Origin of the sequence: Streptomyces sp. NPDC059917 (assembly GCF_042730635.1) — a bacterium.
GTDB lineage: Bacteria > Actinomycetota > Actinomycetes > Streptomycetales > Streptomycetaceae > Streptomyces.
The window spans coordinates 1-16,967 of sequence record NZ_JBHWLC010000076.1; the positions used below are offsets into that span (position 1 = coordinate 1).

12 protein-coding genes are annotated in these 16,967 nt (G+C 73.5%); 7 read left to right on the forward strand and 5 right to left on the reverse strand.

Annotation, left to right across the window (positions count from 1 at the left end; translation table 11 throughout):
• Positions 1-90: 90 nt before the first annotated feature.
• Entirely contained in the window at positions 91-891 is an 801-nt protein-coding gene (locus ACFWAR_RS31715; RefSeq protein ID WP_385784623.1) for a crotonase/enoyl-CoA hydratase family protein, read from the reverse strand.
• 186 nt (positions 892-1,077) lie between these two features.
• On the opposite strand from ACFWAR_RS31715, the gene ACFWAR_RS31720 reads away from it, so the two are divergent.
• The gene (locus ACFWAR_RS31720; RefSeq protein WP_385784625.1) at positions 1,078-2,709 is read left to right on the forward strand and encodes an acyl-CoA synthetase; all 1,632 of its coding nucleotides are present in this window, start codon (positions 1,078-1,080) and stop codon (positions 2,707-2,709) included.
• Here the strand turns inward: ACFWAR_RS31720 and ACFWAR_RS31725 are convergent.
• The 3 genes from ACFWAR_RS31725 to ACFWAR_RS31735 all read right to left on the reverse strand — a co-directional run bounded on the left by ACFWAR_RS31725 (position 2,612) and on the right by ACFWAR_RS31735 (position 5,100).
• Positions 2,612-3,775 (reverse strand): protein kinase family protein, encoded by a 1,164-nt coding sequence (locus ACFWAR_RS31725; protein WP_385784628.1) that lies wholly within the window; start codon positions 3,773-3,775, stop codon positions 2,612-2,614. The two genes, ACFWAR_RS31720 and ACFWAR_RS31725, sit on opposite strands and share 98 nt — an antisense overlap.
• An 85-nt stretch (positions 3,776-3,860) precedes the next feature.
• Positions 3,861-4,082: a hypothetical protein gene (locus tag ACFWAR_RS31730; RefSeq protein WP_385784631.1), complete on the reverse strand. Its 222-nt coding sequence runs from the start codon at positions 4,080-4,082 to the stop codon at positions 3,861-3,863.
• Positions 4,083-4,194: 112 nt separating this feature from the next.
• Positions 4,195-5,100, reverse strand: coding sequence for an alpha/beta fold hydrolase (locus ACFWAR_RS31735; protein WP_385784633.1), 906 nt, complete (start codon positions 5,098-5,100; stop codon positions 4,195-4,197).
• A gap of 157 nt (positions 5,101-5,257) precedes the next feature.
• Here ACFWAR_RS31735 and paaK point away from each other — a divergent pair, with 157 nt between their 5' ends.
• The 6 genes from paaK to ACFWAR_RS31765 all read left to right on the forward strand — a co-directional run bounded on the left by paaK (position 5,258) and on the right by ACFWAR_RS31765 (position 15,793).
• Entirely contained in the window at positions 5,258-6,544 is a 1,287-nt protein-coding gene (gene paaK / locus ACFWAR_RS31740; protein WP_385784697.1) for a phenylacetate--CoA ligase PaaK, read from the forward strand.
• A 71-nt stretch (positions 6,545-6,615) separates the two neighbouring features.
• Positions 6,616-7,446 carry a YhjD/YihY/BrkB family envelope integrity protein gene (locus ACFWAR_RS31745; protein WP_385784637.1) on the forward strand — a complete coding sequence of 277 codons (831 nt, stop codon included), beginning with the start codon at positions 6,616-6,618 and terminating at the stop codon, positions 7,444-7,446.
• Positions 7,447-7,524: 78 nt separating this feature from the next.
• Positions 7,525-11,994 carry a type I polyketide synthase gene (locus tag ACFWAR_RS31750; protein WP_385784640.1) on the forward strand — a complete coding sequence of 1,490 codons (4,470 nt, stop codon included), beginning with the start codon at positions 7,525-7,527 and terminating at the stop codon, positions 11,992-11,994.
• Positions 11,995-12,004: 10 nt separating this feature from the next.
• Positions 12,005-12,748, forward strand: coding sequence for a 4'-phosphopantetheinyl transferase family protein (locus tag ACFWAR_RS31755; protein WP_385784643.1), 744 nt, complete (start codon positions 12,005-12,007; stop codon positions 12,746-12,748).
• A gap of 126 nt (positions 12,749-12,874) precedes the next feature.
• On the forward strand, positions 12,875-15,337 hold the full coding sequence (locus ACFWAR_RS31760) for a SpoIIE family protein phosphatase (RefSeq protein WP_385784646.1): 2,463 nt from the start codon (positions 12,875-12,877) through the stop codon (positions 15,335-15,337).
• A 222-nt stretch (positions 15,338-15,559) separates the two neighbouring features.
• Positions 15,560-15,793 carry a response regulator transcription factor gene (locus ACFWAR_RS31765; RefSeq protein ID WP_385784649.1) on the forward strand — a complete coding sequence of 78 codons (234 nt, stop codon included), beginning with the start codon at positions 15,560-15,562 and terminating at the stop codon, positions 15,791-15,793.
• Between the two features lie 16 nt (positions 15,794-15,809).
• On the opposite strand, the gene ACFWAR_RS31770 is transcribed toward ACFWAR_RS31765, so the two are convergent.
• Positions 15,810-16,811, reverse strand: coding sequence for a serine/threonine-protein kinase (locus ACFWAR_RS31770; protein WP_385784652.1), 1,002 nt, complete (start codon positions 16,809-16,811; stop codon positions 15,810-15,812).
• Between the last annotated feature and the right edge of the window lie 156 nt (positions 16,812-16,967).

Sequence of the window (16,967 nt, forward strand, 5' to 3'; positions counted from 1 at the left end):
GGGGAAAACCAGCCCCGCCGGCGTTCGAGGCGCCCCCGGAGGGGTCTTGGGGGACGGACTCCGCGCCGACCCGGCGGGTCGCGGGCGGGGTCAGGCGCGGCGGTAGACCGGCGGGCGCTTCTCGGCGAAGGCGCGGGCGCCCTCCTTCGCATCGGCCGTGTCGAAGACGGGCCAGCCCCGGGTGAGTTCGGCGGCCAGCCCCTCCGTCTCGGTCAGCTCCGCGGTCTCGTACACCGACGCCTTGACGGCCTCCACGGCGAGCGGCCCGCACGCATTGACCAGCGCGGCGATCTCCAGCGCCTTCTCCAGCGCCGTGCCGTCGGGCACCACCTGCCCGACGAGGCCGATCCTGGCCGCCTCCTCGGCCCCGTACGGCCGCCCGGTCAGCAGCATTTCCAGGGCGTGGGTGCGCGGGATCTGCCGGGGCAGCCGCACCGTCGACCCGCCGATCGGGAAGAGCCCGCGCTTGACCTCGAAGAGCCCGAAGGTGGCGCCCGCCCCGGCCACCCGGATGTCGGTGCCCTGGAGGATCTCGGTCCCGCCCGCGACGCAGTAGCCCTCGACGGCGGCGATGACCGGCTTGCGGGGGCGGTGGTGGCGCAGCATCGCCTTCCAGTGCAGGTCGGGGTCGGCCTTCAGCCGGTCCCGGTAGTGGTCGCCCGCCATCCCCTGGCCCGCGAGGGCCTTGAGGTCCATGCCCGCGCAGAAGTCCCCGCCCGCGCCGGTCAGGACGACCGACCGGATCTCGTCGTCCGCGTCCGCTTCGAGCCAGCCGTCGTACAGGCCGACCAGCAGCGGCAGCGAGAGCGCGTTCTTCGCCTCGGGCCTGTTCATGGTGAGCACCAGCGTGGCGCCGTGCCGTTCCACGGTCAGGTGTTCTGTCCCACCCATTGCCGTCCTCCCTCTCAAGACCTAGAACAGGTTGCAGGAGGGGCGGGTGCAGTTCAATAGTTTTCTGACACCCAGTCAGTTTTCTTGGGTGCCGCCCTTCCCAGTTGGCAGGCACGGCGCTCTAATGGCCGCCGTGCCGCCCAGCGCGGCTCTGTCATGCGGTTTTTTCCGGGGTCAGGAGGAACGGTGGAGTACAACCTTGCCGACCTGTTCGAGTCGGTCGTCGACGTGGTTCCCGACCGCGAGGCCCTTGTGTACGTGGACCACCCGGGCACCGGCGTGGAGCGCCGCCTCACGTACGGAGAGCTGGACGCGGCGGCGAACCGGATCGCGCACCACCTGCTGGACAGCGGTCTGAAGCCCGGCGAACACCTGGGCCTTCACCTCTACAACGGCGTCGAGTACCTGCAGACCGTCCTCGCCGCGCTCAAGGCCCGCCTCGTACCGGTCAACGTCAACTACCGCTACGTGGAGGAGGAGCTGGTCTACCTCTACCGCGACGCGGACCTCGCGGGGCTGGTCTTCGACGCCGAGTTCACCGAGCGGGTCGCGGGCGCCCTGCCGCAGACCGAGAAGCTGCGCCACCTCGTCCGGGTGGGGAAGGCTCCCGAAGGCGCCCCGCACCTGGACGCCGTGCCGTACGCCGAGGCGGAGGCGGCCGGTTCCGGCGACCGCGGCTTCGGTCCGCGTTCGCCCGACGACCTCTTCATCATCTACACGGGCGGCACCACCGGGATGCCCAAGGGCGTGATGTGGCGCCAGGAGGACCTGTTCTTCGCCGGGCTGTTCGGCGGCGAGCCCTCGGGGCAGCCGGTCAAGCGGCCCGAGGAGCTCGCCGAACGGGTGGCGGGGAACAGTCCCGGCCTCACCTTCTTCCCCGCTCCCCCGCTGATGCACGGCACCTCCACGCTGACCTCGTTCGTGGCCTTCAACTACGGCCAACGGGTGGCCATCCACCGCAAGTACACGCCCGAGGACGTGATCCGCACGATCGCGAAGGAGAAGGTCTCCAGCATCTCGCTGGTCGGCGACGCGATGCTGCGGCCGCTCATCGACGCGCTGCGCGGACCGTTGCAGGGCGCCGACCTGTCCTCCCTGTTCAGCGTCTCCTCCTCCGGGGCGATCATGTCGGAGACGGTGCGCGCCGAGTTCCAGGAACTGGCCCCGCACGTCATGCTGTTGAACAACTTCGGTTCGTCCGAGTCCGGTTCGAACGGCCGCGCGACCAACGACTCGGGGCCGGAGAAGGGGTTCCGGCTGGAGGTCAACGACCGTACGCAGGTGGTGGATCCGGTGACGCACGAGCCCGTGGCGGTGGGCGAACCGGGACGGCTCGCCCAGCGCGGGTACGTGCCGCTGGGCTACTACAACGACCCCGTCAAGTCGGCGGAGACCTTCTTCCAGAAGGGCACGGAGCGCTGGGTGCTGCTCGGCGACATGGCCACGGTCGACGAGGACGGCATCGTCACGATCCTCGGGCGCGGCTCGCAGTGCATCAACACCGGGGGCGAGAAGGTCTATCCGGAGGAGGTCGAGCAGGCCCTGAAGTCCCATCCGGACGTGTACGACGCCCTGGTGGCCGGGGTCGCGGACGCGAAGTGGGGCAACCACGTGGCCGCCGTGGTCCAGGTCCGCGCGGGCGCCGCCGACCCGACGCTGGAGGAGATCCAGAGCCACTGCCGCACCAAGCTCGCCGGCTACAAGATCCCGCGCCAGCTGGTCATCGCGCCGAGCATCCAGCGCTCGCCCAGCGGCAAGGCGGACTACCGGTGGGCCAAGGCGGTGGCGTCCGAGGCCCAGGGGCCGGGGCAGGCGTAGCCCGGCGGAGCGCCGCCAGGGGGTACGGGGTCCGCCTGCTCTCGAAACGGAACGCGCGGTAGTAGTCCGTCATCACCGCGGCGACCGGGGCGTGGCGCGCGAGGAGCGCCGCGACGCCCGGGGGGATCCCCGTCGGGGGTTCCCCCCGGGCGCAGGCGCGCACGAACGCGACCCGCTCGTCCCGCTCGTACCCGTACAGGGCGGTGACGAGCCATTGCACGAGGTGGGTGACGGTGTAGTGCCGATCGTACGTCCGGTGTGCGGCGAAGAACGCGGCCTCCTCCTCCGACAGGGCGAACCGGGAGGAGACCGCGAGGCCGTAGTCCGTGAAGAACAGGCGCTCGCCGTCGGTGAGGACGTTCCGGAAGTGGCCGTCGAGGTGCAGGAGCCCGCGGGCGTTCATGAAGGAGGTGCCGGCCCCGAGCTCCCTCGCCACCATGGCGCACGCCCGCTCGGCGGTCCCGGCGTCGGTCTTGACCTGGACGTCCAGCCAGTCGTGCAGGTTCCGCGGGATGTACTCCAGGAAGAGCGCGACGCTCGCCGAGGAGTCCCGCAGCGCCTCGATCCGGTGGCGCACCCGCGCCCCGCCTCCCCAGTAGGCGACGGCCTCGTCCACATCGGCCAGTTCCGCGGGCAGCGCCTGCCGGGGGTGCGGCAGCACCCGCCAGTGGTACATCAGCGGAAAGCCCTCGTGGTCCTGTGCGAGCACCCAGTTCGTCGTCATGGTGTGCACGGCCAGCTCCCGCCAGGCTCCCCATCCGGGGCTTCCGGGAACCCCGAGGCCGAGATGGCAGAAGGTCGGTAACCCGAAGAGGTTCGCGGTGGACCGGACGTTCTCCGGCCGGCTCTCCAGATCGGTCAGCGGGAGCCGCTTGACGAAGACCGGGGTTCCGCCGACCTCCAGCAGCGCCGAGGTCCCGCCGATGCCGGAACCCAGCGGCGCGGCCGCGTCCACGAGGTCGCGCAGTTCGTGATCGCCGCGGAGCGCCAGCGCCGTGGAGACGGCGCCGTAGGCCGCCAACCGCGCACCGCGCGACGCGTCGAAGCCCTCGACGGCCACCCCCACCAGCGCACCAGCCTCTCCGAGATCGCCGGCCGCACGGTCGTCCCCACGGGCATGAACGCGGGCGTGACCGCGGGCATGGCTGTGGTCATGGTCTCAGGTCGACCCGGAGTTCCGCGGCCAGCGACCGGCTCCAGTGCGCGAGTTCCTGGCGGTCGATGCCCTGGCCCAGCGAGGCGGTCTGTTCGTCGGTCAGGCGCAGCGGTCCGGGGTCCTCCAGCAGCCGGGACACCTCGGCCAGCAGCCCGACCAGGCGCCGGGCGCCGGAGGCTCCGAGCCGCACCGATACGGCGGGGTCGACGTCGGACATCGCCACGGCCTCCCTTCAGGGGGCTGCCTCCTTCGGCTCCTCCACGTCCTTCGACGGTACGCCGCCGGGCGTACGGCCGCGCGGGAGGCGGCCCGGCGGCCGCCGCCCGGGCTCAGACCCGCGTCCGCACCCCGGCCAGGAAGCGCTCCACCCGCGCCGCGAACCACGGTGCGTCGTCCACCCACGGGAAGTGTCCGGCGCCCGGTTGGACGTCCCGGACCCCGTGCGGGAACAGCGCCGCGATGCGCGCCGCCGGTTCGGGGCGCGGGTTGCCGTCGAACTCCCCCGCCAGGACCAGCACGTCGGCCGTGAGCTGCTGGAGGGCGGCCCGGGTGGCGGGCGGGTCGAAGGCCGCGGGGGCGGCGTAGGCCTGGGCCGCCTCCTCGTTCTGCTGCTCGGCGCCGGCGGCCGCGTGGGCGCGGGCCTCCTCGGTCCAGCGCCCATAGAAGAGGGGCTCGGCGAGCTCCCATTCCGCGTCGCCGCCACCGCCGTCGAGGATGGTCCGGTAGGCCGCGATGGCCGCGTCGTACGGCTCCCGGCCGGCCCGCAACCGTGCCGCCTCCAGCCGCAGCTCCGGGGTGACCGGCACGCCCAGGGCCCATGCGGTGGGGGTGACCAGGACCAGGGCGCGCAGCCGCTCCGGGTGGGCGGCGGCGTAGAGCTGCGCGAGGTTGCCGCCGGCCGAGTGCGCCAGTACGTCCATGCGTTCCAGGCCGAGGTGCACCCGGAGCGCCTCGACGTCGGCGACCTGGTGGTCCACCCGGTACGTCGCCGCGTCGGCCGGCACCTCGGAGTCCCCGGTGCCGCGCAGGTCCAGCAGGATCAGGCGGCGGGTCGCCGCGAGCCCGCCGAGGTCGCCGAGGTAGACGGAGGCCCGCATGGCCCCGCCGGGCAGGCAGACCAGCGGTTCGCCCCGGCCCTTCCAGTGGTAGGCGAGCCGGGTCCCGTCATAGGTGGTGAAGCGGCCGGAGCCGGCGGGGCTCGTGTCGGCGTCGGAGGCGGCGTGTGAGAAGGGCATGGCCGACATTCAAACAGGCGATCACTCGTTCGAGTCATTGATTTCCGCCCCGGGCTCCGGCAGGCTACCGAATGATCGGTCGGTTGGCTCATTACGGGGTGACGAGATGGCTGCTTCTTCAACTTCGGGTTCCGCCTTCGAGGACCACAGCGAACGGATGACTCCGGACGCCCTCGCGGAGCTGCAGCTGTCCCGTCTGCGCGCGACCCTGCACCGCGCCTACGAGCGCGTCCCCTTCTACCGGCAGGCCTTCGACAAGGCCGGACTGCACCCCGAGGACTGCCGCTCGCTCGCCGACCTGGCCCGGTTCCCCTTCACCACCAAGGCCGACCTGCGCGACAACTACCCCTTCGGGATGTTCGCCGTCCCCCGCTCCGAGGTGCGCAGGCTGCACGCCTCCAGCGGGACGACCGGGGCGCCGACCGTCGTCGGCTACACCGAGCGCGACCTCGACACCTGGGCCGAGGTGGTCGCCCGCTCGATCCGCGCGGCGGGCGGCCGCCCCGGCCAGGTCGTGCACGTCGCGTACGGCTACGGACTGTTCACCGGCGGACTCGGCGCGCACTACGGCGCCGAGCGCCTCGGCTGTACGGTCGTGCCCGCGTCCGGCGGGATGACCGACCGCCAGGTCCGGCTGATCCAGGACTTCCGCCCCGAGGTCATCATGGTGACCCCGTCGTACATGCTGACCCTGCTCGACGAGATGGAGCGCCAGGGCATCGACCCCCGGTCCACCTCCTTGCGGACCGGCATATTCGGTGCGGAACCCTGGACCGAGGAGATGCGCCGGGAGATCGAGGAGCGCCTCGGCATCGACGCCGTCGACATCTACGGGCTGTCGGAGGTGATCGGCCCCGGGGTCGCCCAGGAGTTCGCCGAGACCAAGGACGGGCTGCACATCTGGGAGGACCACTTCCTGCCGGAGGTGGTCGACCCCTTCACCGGCGAGGTGCTGCCGGACGGGGAGCCCGGGGAGCTGGTGTTCACCTCCCTCACGAAGGAGGCCATGCCGGTGATCCGCTACCGCACCCGGGACCTCACCCGCCTGCTGCCCGGCACCGCGCGCCCCGCCTTCCGCCGGATGGAGAAGGTGACGGGCCGCAGCGACGACATGATCATCCTGCGCGGGGTCAACCTCTACCCCACGCAGATCGAGGAGGTCATCCTGCGCACGTCCGCGGCCGCGCTGGCCCCGCACTTCCAGCTCCGCCTGACCCGCGAGGGCCGGATGGACGCCCTGACCGTGCGCGTCGAGGCCCGCCCGGAGGCCACGACCGCCGAGCGCGAGGGGGCGGCGGCCACGGTGACCCGGGCGGTCAAGGAGGGGGTCGGGGTCTCCGTGCGCGTCGAGGTGGTGGACCCCCACACCCTGGAGCGCTCGGTCGGCAAGCTCCAGCGCATCGTGGACCTCCGCGGCCGTGGTGACACGCCTTCGGGCGGCTGAAACCACCCCTTCGGGCGCATTTGAGGGCCCCACGCGGGAAGCGGCGGGCACGCGCGGGTAGGGCATGGTGCGTGACCCCGTCCCTCCGGCAGCTCCACGACCGGCTCTTGGCGTCCTCCGCCGGGCTGGCCTGGAGCCGTGGCCGGGAGATGGAGCTGATGCACCGGGCGATGGGCTTCGCCGCCCTCGGGTTCCTCACCCTGGTCCCCCTGCTGATCGTCGTCGCCGCGGCCGCGCCCGGCAGCGGTGAGGGGTTCGGCCGCTGGCTCGGGCAGGCCCTCGGGGTGACCGCGGCCTCCCGGGCCCGGGTCGAGGTCCTCTTCGGGGCGGAGAACCAGGCGCTGGAGCGGACCACCGCCTTCGGCCTCGCGGCCCTGGCGGTCTTCGGCCTGACCTTCGGCGCGGCCGTGCAGACCGGCTACGAAAAGGTCTGGGACCTGCCGACCGCCCGCTGGCACACGATGTGGCGGCACGTCGTCTGGCTGGCCCTGCTGGTGGTCTACATCGCCCTGCTCGTCCTCATCCCCCCTCCCTCCGACGACGCGATCGGGACGGTCCTGGGCACGGCGGGCGACGTGTTCGGCACCTGTGTCTTCTTCTGGGTCTCGCAACGGGTGCTGCTCGGCGGCCGGGTCCGCTGGCCGGCCCTGCTGCCCGGAGCGGTCGCCACCAGCCTGGGCCTCCTGGGGCTGCGGATCTTCTCCCAGCTGGTCTTCTCCCCCCTCATCGCCTCGAACGCCGTCACCTACGGCCCCTTCGGCACCCTGCTGGTCGTCCAGTCCTGGCTCGTCGGCGTCGGTTTCGTGGTCTACGGCGGCGCGCTCGTGGGGCGCCAGGTCCACGAGGGCCGCACCCTGCGGCGCCTGCGCACGGAGGCCGGCGCCCTGTCAAGTGACGAATAGCCGGGGCTGGGGCGGCGGGGCGGCCGCGGGCACGGTGGGAATCACCCGTCGTGCGCCACCGCCCCGAAGGAAGCTCCCATGACTGACATCGCCATCATCGGCATCGGCTGCCGCTTTCCCGCCGCCCCGGACGTCCGTGCCTACTGGGAGCTCCTGCTGAGCGGCGAGCGGCAGTTCTCCACGGTCCCGAGGGAGCGTTGGAACCACGAGGTCTTCCACGCCCCCGGTGACCCGTCGGCGCCGAACGCCGCGTACACCGACCAGGTCGCCTTCCTCGACGACGTGGACCGCTTCGACGCCCTGCACTTCGGGGTGCCCCCCGCACGCGCCCGGGCCATGGACCCGCAGCACCGGCTGATGCTCGGCGTCACCCGCGAGGCGCTCGACGACGCGGGGCTCGGCCGCGGCGACTTCGACCGGGAGAACACCGGGGTCTTCTTCGGTCTGTCGGTGTCCGACTACAAGGACCTCATGACGGGCCACATGCGGGCCATCACCCTGGCCGACGAAGCGCGGGCGGCGGGCGGCACCGTCGAGGCCTTCACCCTGCCCGGAAGCCTGCTGAACATGGCGTCCGGCGCGGTCAGCCGGCACTTCGACCTCGGCGGCCCCAGCTTCGCCGTCGACGCGGCCTGTTCCGGCTCGTTGGTCGCGCTCGACCAGGCGATGGCCCACCTTCGCCGGGGCACCTGCTCGACCGCGCTCGTGGGCGGGGTGTACCTCAACCTCACGCCCGACAGCCTGGTCGGCTTCTCCCGGCTCCGCGCGCTCTCCGCCACCGGGGTGTGCCGCCCCTTCGACGAGCGGGCCGACGGCTTCGTCCTCGGCGAGGGAGCCGGGGTCGTCGTCCTGCGCCCGCTCGCCGACGCGCTCGCCGCGGGCGACCGGGTGTACGCGGTGATCAAGGGCATCGGCACCGCCAACGACGGCGCCTCCCCCGGCCCCCTGGTCCCGACCCCCGAGGGCCAGCTGCGCGCCATGCGCCGGGCCTACGACGACGCGGGCGTCGCGCCCTCCTCCGTCGGCTTCCTCGAAGCGCACGGCACCGGCACCGCCGCGGGCGACCGGGCCGAGGCCGAGGCACTGCGCCGACTGCGCACCGAGTACCCCGACGACGACCCTGGGCTCTGCTACCTCGCTGCGGGCAAGGCCCTCATCGGGCACTCCCTGGCCGCGGCGGGCATCGCGGGGCTGATCAAGGCGGCCCTGGTCGTCCACCACCGCACGATCGTGCCGCAGCCGGACACCGTCCCCCACCCGGACCTGGGCATATCCGCCGCCGGCCTGCGCTTCGCCGACACCGCCCGTCCCTTTCCGGGTACGGGCGCCCCGCGGCGGGCCGCCGTCAGCTCCTTCGGCTTCGGCGGTACGAACGTCCACGTGGTCCTGGAGGAACAGCGGTCCGCCCGGGCCCCCGGCCCCCGCCCCGAGCACGCCGACGGCACCGCGGACACCACAGACCCCACGGCCACCGCGGACACCGCAGGCACCGGCGGCCCCGACGGTGCCCGAGCCCCGGACCCCCAGCTCGTCCTCCTCTCCGCCGGCAACCCCGACCTGCTGGTCCAGCACATCGGCGACGTACTCGACGCACTCGACACGCCGGACCGTGCGCCGCTGGCGGCCGTGGCCCACACCCTGGCCGCCCGCACGCCCCTGAGAGCACGGCTGGCGATCGTGGCCACAGACACCGACGCGTTCCTGCGGCGGCTGCGCGAGGCCCGTGAACAGCTCCTCGCCGGCGCCCGCGGCGACCTCGGCGACGGCGCCTTCGCCGCCGACGCGCCGCTCCCGGCCGCGCAGCGCCGCGTCGCCTTCCTCTACCCCGGTCAGGGCAGCCAGCGACCGGGCATGATGCGCGACCTGCACGAGCGGTTCCCCGCCTTCCGGTCGGCGGTCGGCGTCCTCGGCGCCGTGGCCCGCCGGGGCATCGGCGTCGACATCGTCGAGCTGCTGTACGGCGGGACCACGACGGCCCACGGCGCCGCCGAGCGTATGCGGCGGCTCACCGCCACGGAGGTGTGCCAGCCGCTGCTCGGCAGCGTCCAGATCGCCGCCACCCGGGTCCTCGCCGACTGCGGCGTCACCCCCGACGTCACCCTCGGCCACAGCGTCGGGGAGTTCGCCGCCGCTGCGGCGGCCGGAGCGCTCACCCCCGTGGACACCGTGCGGCTGCTGGTCCGCCGGGGCGCGGCCGTCCGGCGGGCCGAGAGCGGCTTCGAGGGCGGGATGCTCGCCGTACAGAGCGACGAGGAGACCTGCCGACGGCTCGTCGACGGCATCGAGGACGTGTGGCTCGCCTGCTTCAACCAACCGCGCCAGCTCGTGGTCAGCGGCACGGTAGAAGGGCTCGCGGCGCTGCGGCGGGCCTGTGCCGGGGCCGGGGTGGTCACGGCCTCGCTGGAGGTGTCCCACGCCTTCCACTCGCCCCGGCTGGAGTCGGCCGAGGAGAGCGTCCGCGCGGACCTCGCCGACCGCCGCATCAGCAGCCCCCTGCTGACCTTCGTCTCCTCCGTGAACGCGGAGGTCTGCGACGATCCCGAGCTGCTGCGTCGGCTGTGGACCCGGCACGCGTCCGTACCGGTGCGCTTCAGCGAGGCCGTGCGCACGACCTACGGGCAGGGGGCCCGCATCTTCCTCCAGGTGGCCGGCGGCAGCTCGCTGCTGACGTCCGTACGCCGCAACCTCGCCGGTCACGGCGACGTGCACGTCGTCCCCGTCGACGCGGAGGCGCCGGACGCCGGGCGGTCCTTCGTCCTGGCCCTCGCCCGGCTCGCGGTCCTGGGCGTCCCGGTCGACCCGCGCGCGCTGGTCCCCAGGGAGGAGCGCGTGCTGCTGGACCTGCCGGTGGCGCGGCTCGACACCCGGTCCTACTGGTTCGCCGACCGGGGGCCCGCGGCGCAACGGGACCCCGCTCCCGCCGCGGCCCCCGCACCCGCCCCGGCCCGCGTAGCCGCACCCGCTCCGCCGGAGCCGGCCGCCCCGGCCCGGCGGGAGGTCCTGGAGGCCGTGACCTCCCAGGTGGCCCGGATCAGCGCCTTCCCCGTGGGTCACCTGCGCGACGACCAGCTGCTGATCGACGAGCTCGGTTTCGACTCGCTGATGCTCACCGACCTGTTCACCTCCCTCCAGCGGCAGTGGCCCGGGTGGAGCTTCGACGCGGCGGCGGCCGACCGGCCGACCATCGGTGGGATCGCCGCGCTGATCGCGGGCCCTGCGGAGGGCGCCGCACCGGCGGCCGTCCCGGCCCCGGCACCCGACCCCGACCCCGTACCCGTACCCGTCCCCGTCCCCGAACAGCGCGCGGCCCAGGACGGCGGGCCCCCCGCGGAGCACACGCGGATCGAGTGCTTCCCCGAGGTCACCGCCCACGGCGAACGCTTCGCCCTCCTGTCCCGGTCGGGTCTGCCGAACCCGTACTTCCTCGTCCACGAGGGCGGCATGACCGACACGACCGTCGTCGGCGGCCGGGAACTGCTCTCGTTCTCCAGCTACAACTACCTGGGTCTGGCCACGCACCCACAGGTCCACGAAGCGGCCCGGGAGGCGATCGCCCGCTTCGGTACGTCGGTGTCGGCCAGCCGGCTGCTGTCCGGCAGTCGGCCGCTCCACCTGGAGCTCGAGGCGGAACTCGCCGACCTGCTCGGCTGCCAGGACTCGATCACCCTGGCCAATGGCCACGCCACCAACGTGACCGTGATCGGGCATCTCGTCGGCCCCGGTGACCTCGTCGTCCACGACGCCCTCGCCCACGACAGCATCCTGCAGGGCTGCACGCTCTCGGGCGCGACCCGGCGGCCGTTCCCCCACAACGACGCGGCCGCCCTGGACGCCCTGCTCCGGACGGTGCGCCGGCAGTACCGACGGGTGCTGGTCGTCGTCGAGGGCGTGTACAGCATGGACGGCGACATCGCCGACCTGCCCGCGCTCGTCGAGGTCAAGCGCGAGCACGGCGCGCTGCTGATGATCGACGAGGCGCACAGCATCGGGACGATCGGTGCGACGGGGCGCGGCGTCGGCGAGCACTTCGGCGTCGACCGCTCGGCCGTCGACCTCTGGTCGGGCACCCTGTCCAAGGCCCTGGCGAGCTGCGGCGGCTACGTCGCGGGGACCGGCCCGGTCATCGACTACCTGCGGTACACCGCTCCCGGCTTCGTCTACAGCGCCGGGATGACCCCGGCCGACACCGCGGCCTCGCTGACCGCGCTGCGGTTGCTGCGCCGCGAGCCGGAGCGGGTGGCCCGCCTCGCGGCGAACGCCGCGCGGTTCGTCGGCCTCGCGCGCGAGGCCGGGATCGACATCGGGGACAGCCACGACACCCCGATCGTGCCCTGCGTCGTCGGGGACTCCCTCAAGACCCTGAGGTTGGCGCAGGCCCTCTTCGAACAGGGCATCAGCGTCAATCCCATCCTCCATCCCGCCGTCCCCGAGGACATGGCCCGGTTGCGCTTCTTCCTCACCCACGACCACACGCCCGAGCAGATACGGGGCGCCGTGGCCGTGCTGGAGCAGCAGCTGGGGCTCCTGTCCCCGGCCCGGGCCGCGTGAGCCCACGGTCATGGACCCCACCGACAGCACCGACGCCACGGACACCAAGGCCACCGCCCTGACGGGGGCCGCCGTCTTCCGGCCGATCGCGCCGGGCCGCCCCCTCCGGTGGGGCGGCGCCGGTGTCGTCGTGGCCCGGCGCGAGGACCTGCGCCGGGCGCCGCTCCTCTCACCGGCCGAACAGCAGGTGGCCGACGGCCTCGCGCCCCGGCGGCGGGCCGAATGGCTGGCCGGTCGGCTGCTCGCCAAGTCCCTGGTCGCCACCTTCCTCGCGGCCCCGGCGCACGACGTGGAGGTGCTGCCGCGGGCCGACGGCAGCCCCCGCGTCCTCGTCGGCGGCGAGCCCATGCCCGCCCTGCACCTCTCCCTCAGCCACACCGCGCGGCACGTCGCCGCGGCCCTGGCACCGGGGCCGGTCGGTGTGGACCTGTGCGACACGGCCTCGGCCGCCATGGTGCGCCGCGTCGCGGACCACGTCCTGTCGCCCCGGGACCGGCGCGCCATCGCCGCGGGCCCTCCCCATGACCCGCCCGGTGCTCGACCCGCTGCCTGGGCCGGTGCCTGGGCGCTCAAGGAAGCCGCGGTCAAGGCGGACCGGAGCGGCATCTTCGGCCCCGCCGCGCGGCGCGTCCCGATCCTGGGCCTGTGGCCGCCCCTGCTCGGCGGGGGGCGCCGGGCCGCGGTGTGGCAGACGGAGGGCACGGCCCTGGCCCTCGTGCTCGCGCGCCCCGCTCGGGACGCCGGCGTCCCGTGACACCACTGCGTTGGTGCTCCGTGCCCCGCCGGATCATGCTTGTCAGTGGAACCCTGGCCGCGCGCGGTTCCGCGGGACCGCGCACGGCACCGCGGCGCAGGACTATCGAGGGCGAGATGAGCGTCGATGGACCAACTTCCCACCCCTCCCGGTGAGCGGCCACAAGGGCCGGTGGAACCGGCGGAGCCCGACGCCTCGCCCGATCCGGTGTACCGGGCCACGGCCACGGCCACCATCAGCGAGCTCGGCATCGTCACCGAGTGGAGCGAGGACGCCGCTCTGCTGCTCGGTTACGCGCCTTCCGAGGTCGTCGGGCTGCCCGCCGCGCACCTCCTCGCCGACGGCTTCGACGGGGTCGCGCGCCCGGTCTCGCCCGGCCCGGAGCGGTGGAGCGGGACCGTCGCCCTGCGGCACCGGGACGGCCGACGGCTGGAACAGGCCCTGCTCGCGCACCGCCGGACCTCCAGCGACGGTCCCACCAGGTGGTTCGTGGTCTCCGCGGTGGCCGGCGGGGCCGCTCGGCCGCCCCGGAACGGGCCGCTGAGCGAGTGGGCCTTCGCCCAGTCCCCCTTCCCCCTCGCGATCTTCGACGAGGACCTGCGGCTGGTACGGGCGAACACGGGCATGGAGCGCGCGCTGTCCCTCACCGAGGCCGAGATGCGCGGGCTGCGCCTGTCCGACATCGTGCCCGACCCGGTGAGCGACGCGACCGGGCGCACGATGCGCCTGGTGCTGGAGACCGGCGAACCGCAGTCCGTCGACTCCTTCGTCCACCCCGCGGGTACGGAGCCCGAGCACGGCTGGGTGACCTCGCTGGCCCCGCTGCGCGACCCGGACGGCCGGGTGCGCGCGGTCTCCATGGCGGCGCAGCACGCGGCCGGGCCCGAGGAGGACCAGCGACAGCCGCTCGCACCGGACGACGCGGCCTCGACCCTCGCCCGCATCGGCACCACCCAGGACAGTGCCCGTACCGCACAGGAGCTGCTGGAGGTCGCCGTCCCGCGGCTCGCCGACTTCGCGTTCGTCGACCTGCTGGACCCCCTCCCCCGCGGCAACGGGCCGTCCGCCCCCGCCGTGGCGACGCCGGTCACCGTGCGCCGCACCGCCGCCCGCTCGGTCCTGCGCGGGTCGTCGGAGTCCCGGGTGTCGGTCGGCGAGCGGACCACGCACCCGCCGTTCTCCCCTCCGGTCGAGTCCCTGGCCGCGGGTCGCGGCGCGGTGTACGGGACGGCGGACCCGGCCGTCGCCCGCGGGGCGGCCCAGGACGCCGGGGCCGCCTGGATCGCCGAATACGGCGCCCACTCGATGATGGTGGTGCCGCTGCGGGCGCAGGGCGCCACCCTCGGGGTGGCCCTCTTCGGCCGCCACCAGCGCCCGGAGCCCTTCCGGCCGAAGGACCTCTGGCTGGCCGAGGAGCTGACGAACAAGGCGGCGAGCAGCATCCGCAACGCGCCCCGGCACCCCCGGGAGCACACCTCCACGATGATGCTCCAGCGCAGCATGCTCCCGCACTCGCTGCCCGCCCATTCCGCGCTGGAGACCGCCTCCCGCTACCTGCCCGCCGGTGGCGAGGCCGGGCTGGGCGGCGACTGGTTCGACGTGATCCCGCTCTCGGGGGCGCGGGTGGCCCTGGTCGTGGGCGATGTGGTCGGCCACGGCATCCGTGCCTCCGCCACGATGGGGCGACTGCGCACCGCCGTGCGCACGCTGGCCGACGTGGACCTGCCGCCCGACGAGCTGCTCACCCATCTCGACGACCTGGTCATCCACCTGTCCGCCGACGAGGCGGACCGGGACGGCGAGGACACCGCCGGGGGGATCGGCACCACCTGCCTGTACGTGGTCTACGACCCGATCACCCGCCACTGCACGGCGGCGCGGGCGGGGCACCCGCCGCCCGTCGTGATCTCCCCGGAGGGATCCGCGTACCTCCTGGACGTCCCGGCCGGGCCGCCGCTGGGGCTGGGGGGCCTGCCCTTCGAGACCGTCGAGGTGGAGCTGCCGGAATGGAGCATCCTGGCCCTGTACACCGACGGTCTGCTCCAGGCCCGTGACCACGACATCGACGAGGCGCTGGACAGCATGTTCACGGCCCTGGTCCGACCGGCCGCCACCCTGGACGCGGTCTGCGACCGGGTCCTGACCACGCTGTTGACCCATCCCCCGGACGACGACGTCGCCCTGCTCGTCGCCCGGACCAGGGCGCTGCACGCCGACAAGGTGGTCGTCTGGGACGTGCCGCCGGACCCGTCCATCGTCGGCCAGGCCCGGCGGGACGCCACGGACCAGTTGACGGCCTGGGGCCTCGACGACGCCGCCTTCGTCACCGAGCTCGTGGTCAGCGAGCTGGTCACCAATGCCATCCGTTACGGCGAGCCGCCCATCCAGCTGCGCCTGATCCACGAGGACACGTCGCTGATCTGCGAGGTCTCGGACGCGAGCGGTACGGCGCCCCACATGCGGCGCGCCCGGATCTTCGACGAGGGCGGGCGGGGCCTCCTGCTGGTGGCCCAGCTGGCCCAACGCTGGGGCACCCGCCACACCCCCATCGGCAAGACCATCTGGGCCGAGCAGTCCCTCATCGGGTGATGCGGGGCAGGTCGGGGGCCGGATGCCCGGCCTTACCGCGATGGTTCCCGCATTATGCGTGTCGGCGTTGCCTGTGACGCGCCTGTGACAGTTGGCGGACACCTCCATGAAGTCCCACCGACAAGCTCTTTAACAGGGACATACATCCGCAAAAACGGATGAGTCCCCTGCTTCCGAGGGTGTGAGCAGCGATGACCGAGCCGATGTGTCGGAGGAAGTCCCATGAGCCTCACACTCTCCATGCCGCAGGCCGAAGCCACCGCCACCACCGCTCTCGCTCCCCGTGAGCAGGAGGCGCTGCGCCACATCGCCGCCGGGTGCACCTACGTGCAGACGGCCCGCTCGATGGGACTCTCCAAGCACACGGTCGACGCCTACCTGCGCCGCATCCGGACCAAGCTGGGCATCAACACCACGGCCGAAATGGTCCGGCTCGCCGTCTCCCTGGGGCTGTGACCGGCCGCATTCGGCACTACTCGAAGACCGGCAGCGCCCAACCGGGAGGTTCCGGCGGCGGCACGCGGTCCAGCGACCTCCTGACAGACCGGGCATCCGACAGGGATGCCCGGTCCACGTGCGTCGCGGCGCCGTTCACGGCGGCGGCCGCCCGCAGCGCCGCCACGAATTCCAGGCAGGAGCCGTACCGGTCCTCCGGGACCTTGGACAGGGCCTTCGCCAGGACCTCGGCGGCCGCCGGGGCGATGTCCGGCCGCTTCTCCGTCACGGGGGGCGGCTGGTCGTACTGGTGCGCCCACAGCAGCGCCGGGGCGTCGTCGCGCACGAAGGGCGGGCCGCCGACGAGGGACTCGTACACGACGCACCCGAGGCTGTACTGGTCGCACCTGCCGTCCACCGGGCGGCCGGCGATCTGCTCCGGCGCCATGTAGTCGAGCGTGCCCACGAACTCACCGGCGGTGGTGAAGCCGCTCAGCGCCAGCGCCTTCTTCGTCAGGCCGAAGTCCGTGAGGTAGACGTGTTCGGGGTGGTCGCTGTCGGTGCCGGCGGCGACCAGGATGTTGGCGGGCTTGACGTCCCGGTGCACCAGTTCGTGGTCATGGGCCGCGTCCAGGGCGGAGGCCACCTGGGCGGCGATGCGCACGGCGGTCGTCACGGGCAGCGGGCCCTCGCGGTCCAGCAGGACCCGCAGGTCCGGACCCACGACGTACCGCATCGCGATGTACAGCACGCCGTCCGTGTCACCGGCTTCGAAGATCGGCACGATGTGGGGGTGGTCGATCCGCGCGGCCACCCGGGACTCGTGGGTGAAGCGGCGGCGGAAGACCTCGTCGCGCACGCGCTCCGGGGCGATCAGCTTCAGCGCGACCATCCGGTCCAGGCGCAGGTCCTTGGCGCAGTAGACGACGGCCATGCCGCCGCGGCCGATCAGCCGCTCGATCCGGTAGCCCGCGATCTCCTGTCCGATCAGGCCGGAGGGCCGACCCGTGTAGAAGATCCGCTGCGATGCCGTGCCCATCAGGCGCCTCCCGCTCCCGCCGACCGACTCGGCTGCGGAGTCGGCGTGCGGGCCCTTCTTCCGAACACGGAAAGTCTAGTGCGAACGATCACGAGGCGCGTCCGGTGATCACCGGACGCGCCGCGTGCCCCGCCCCCACCCGGCGGGGAGCCCGCG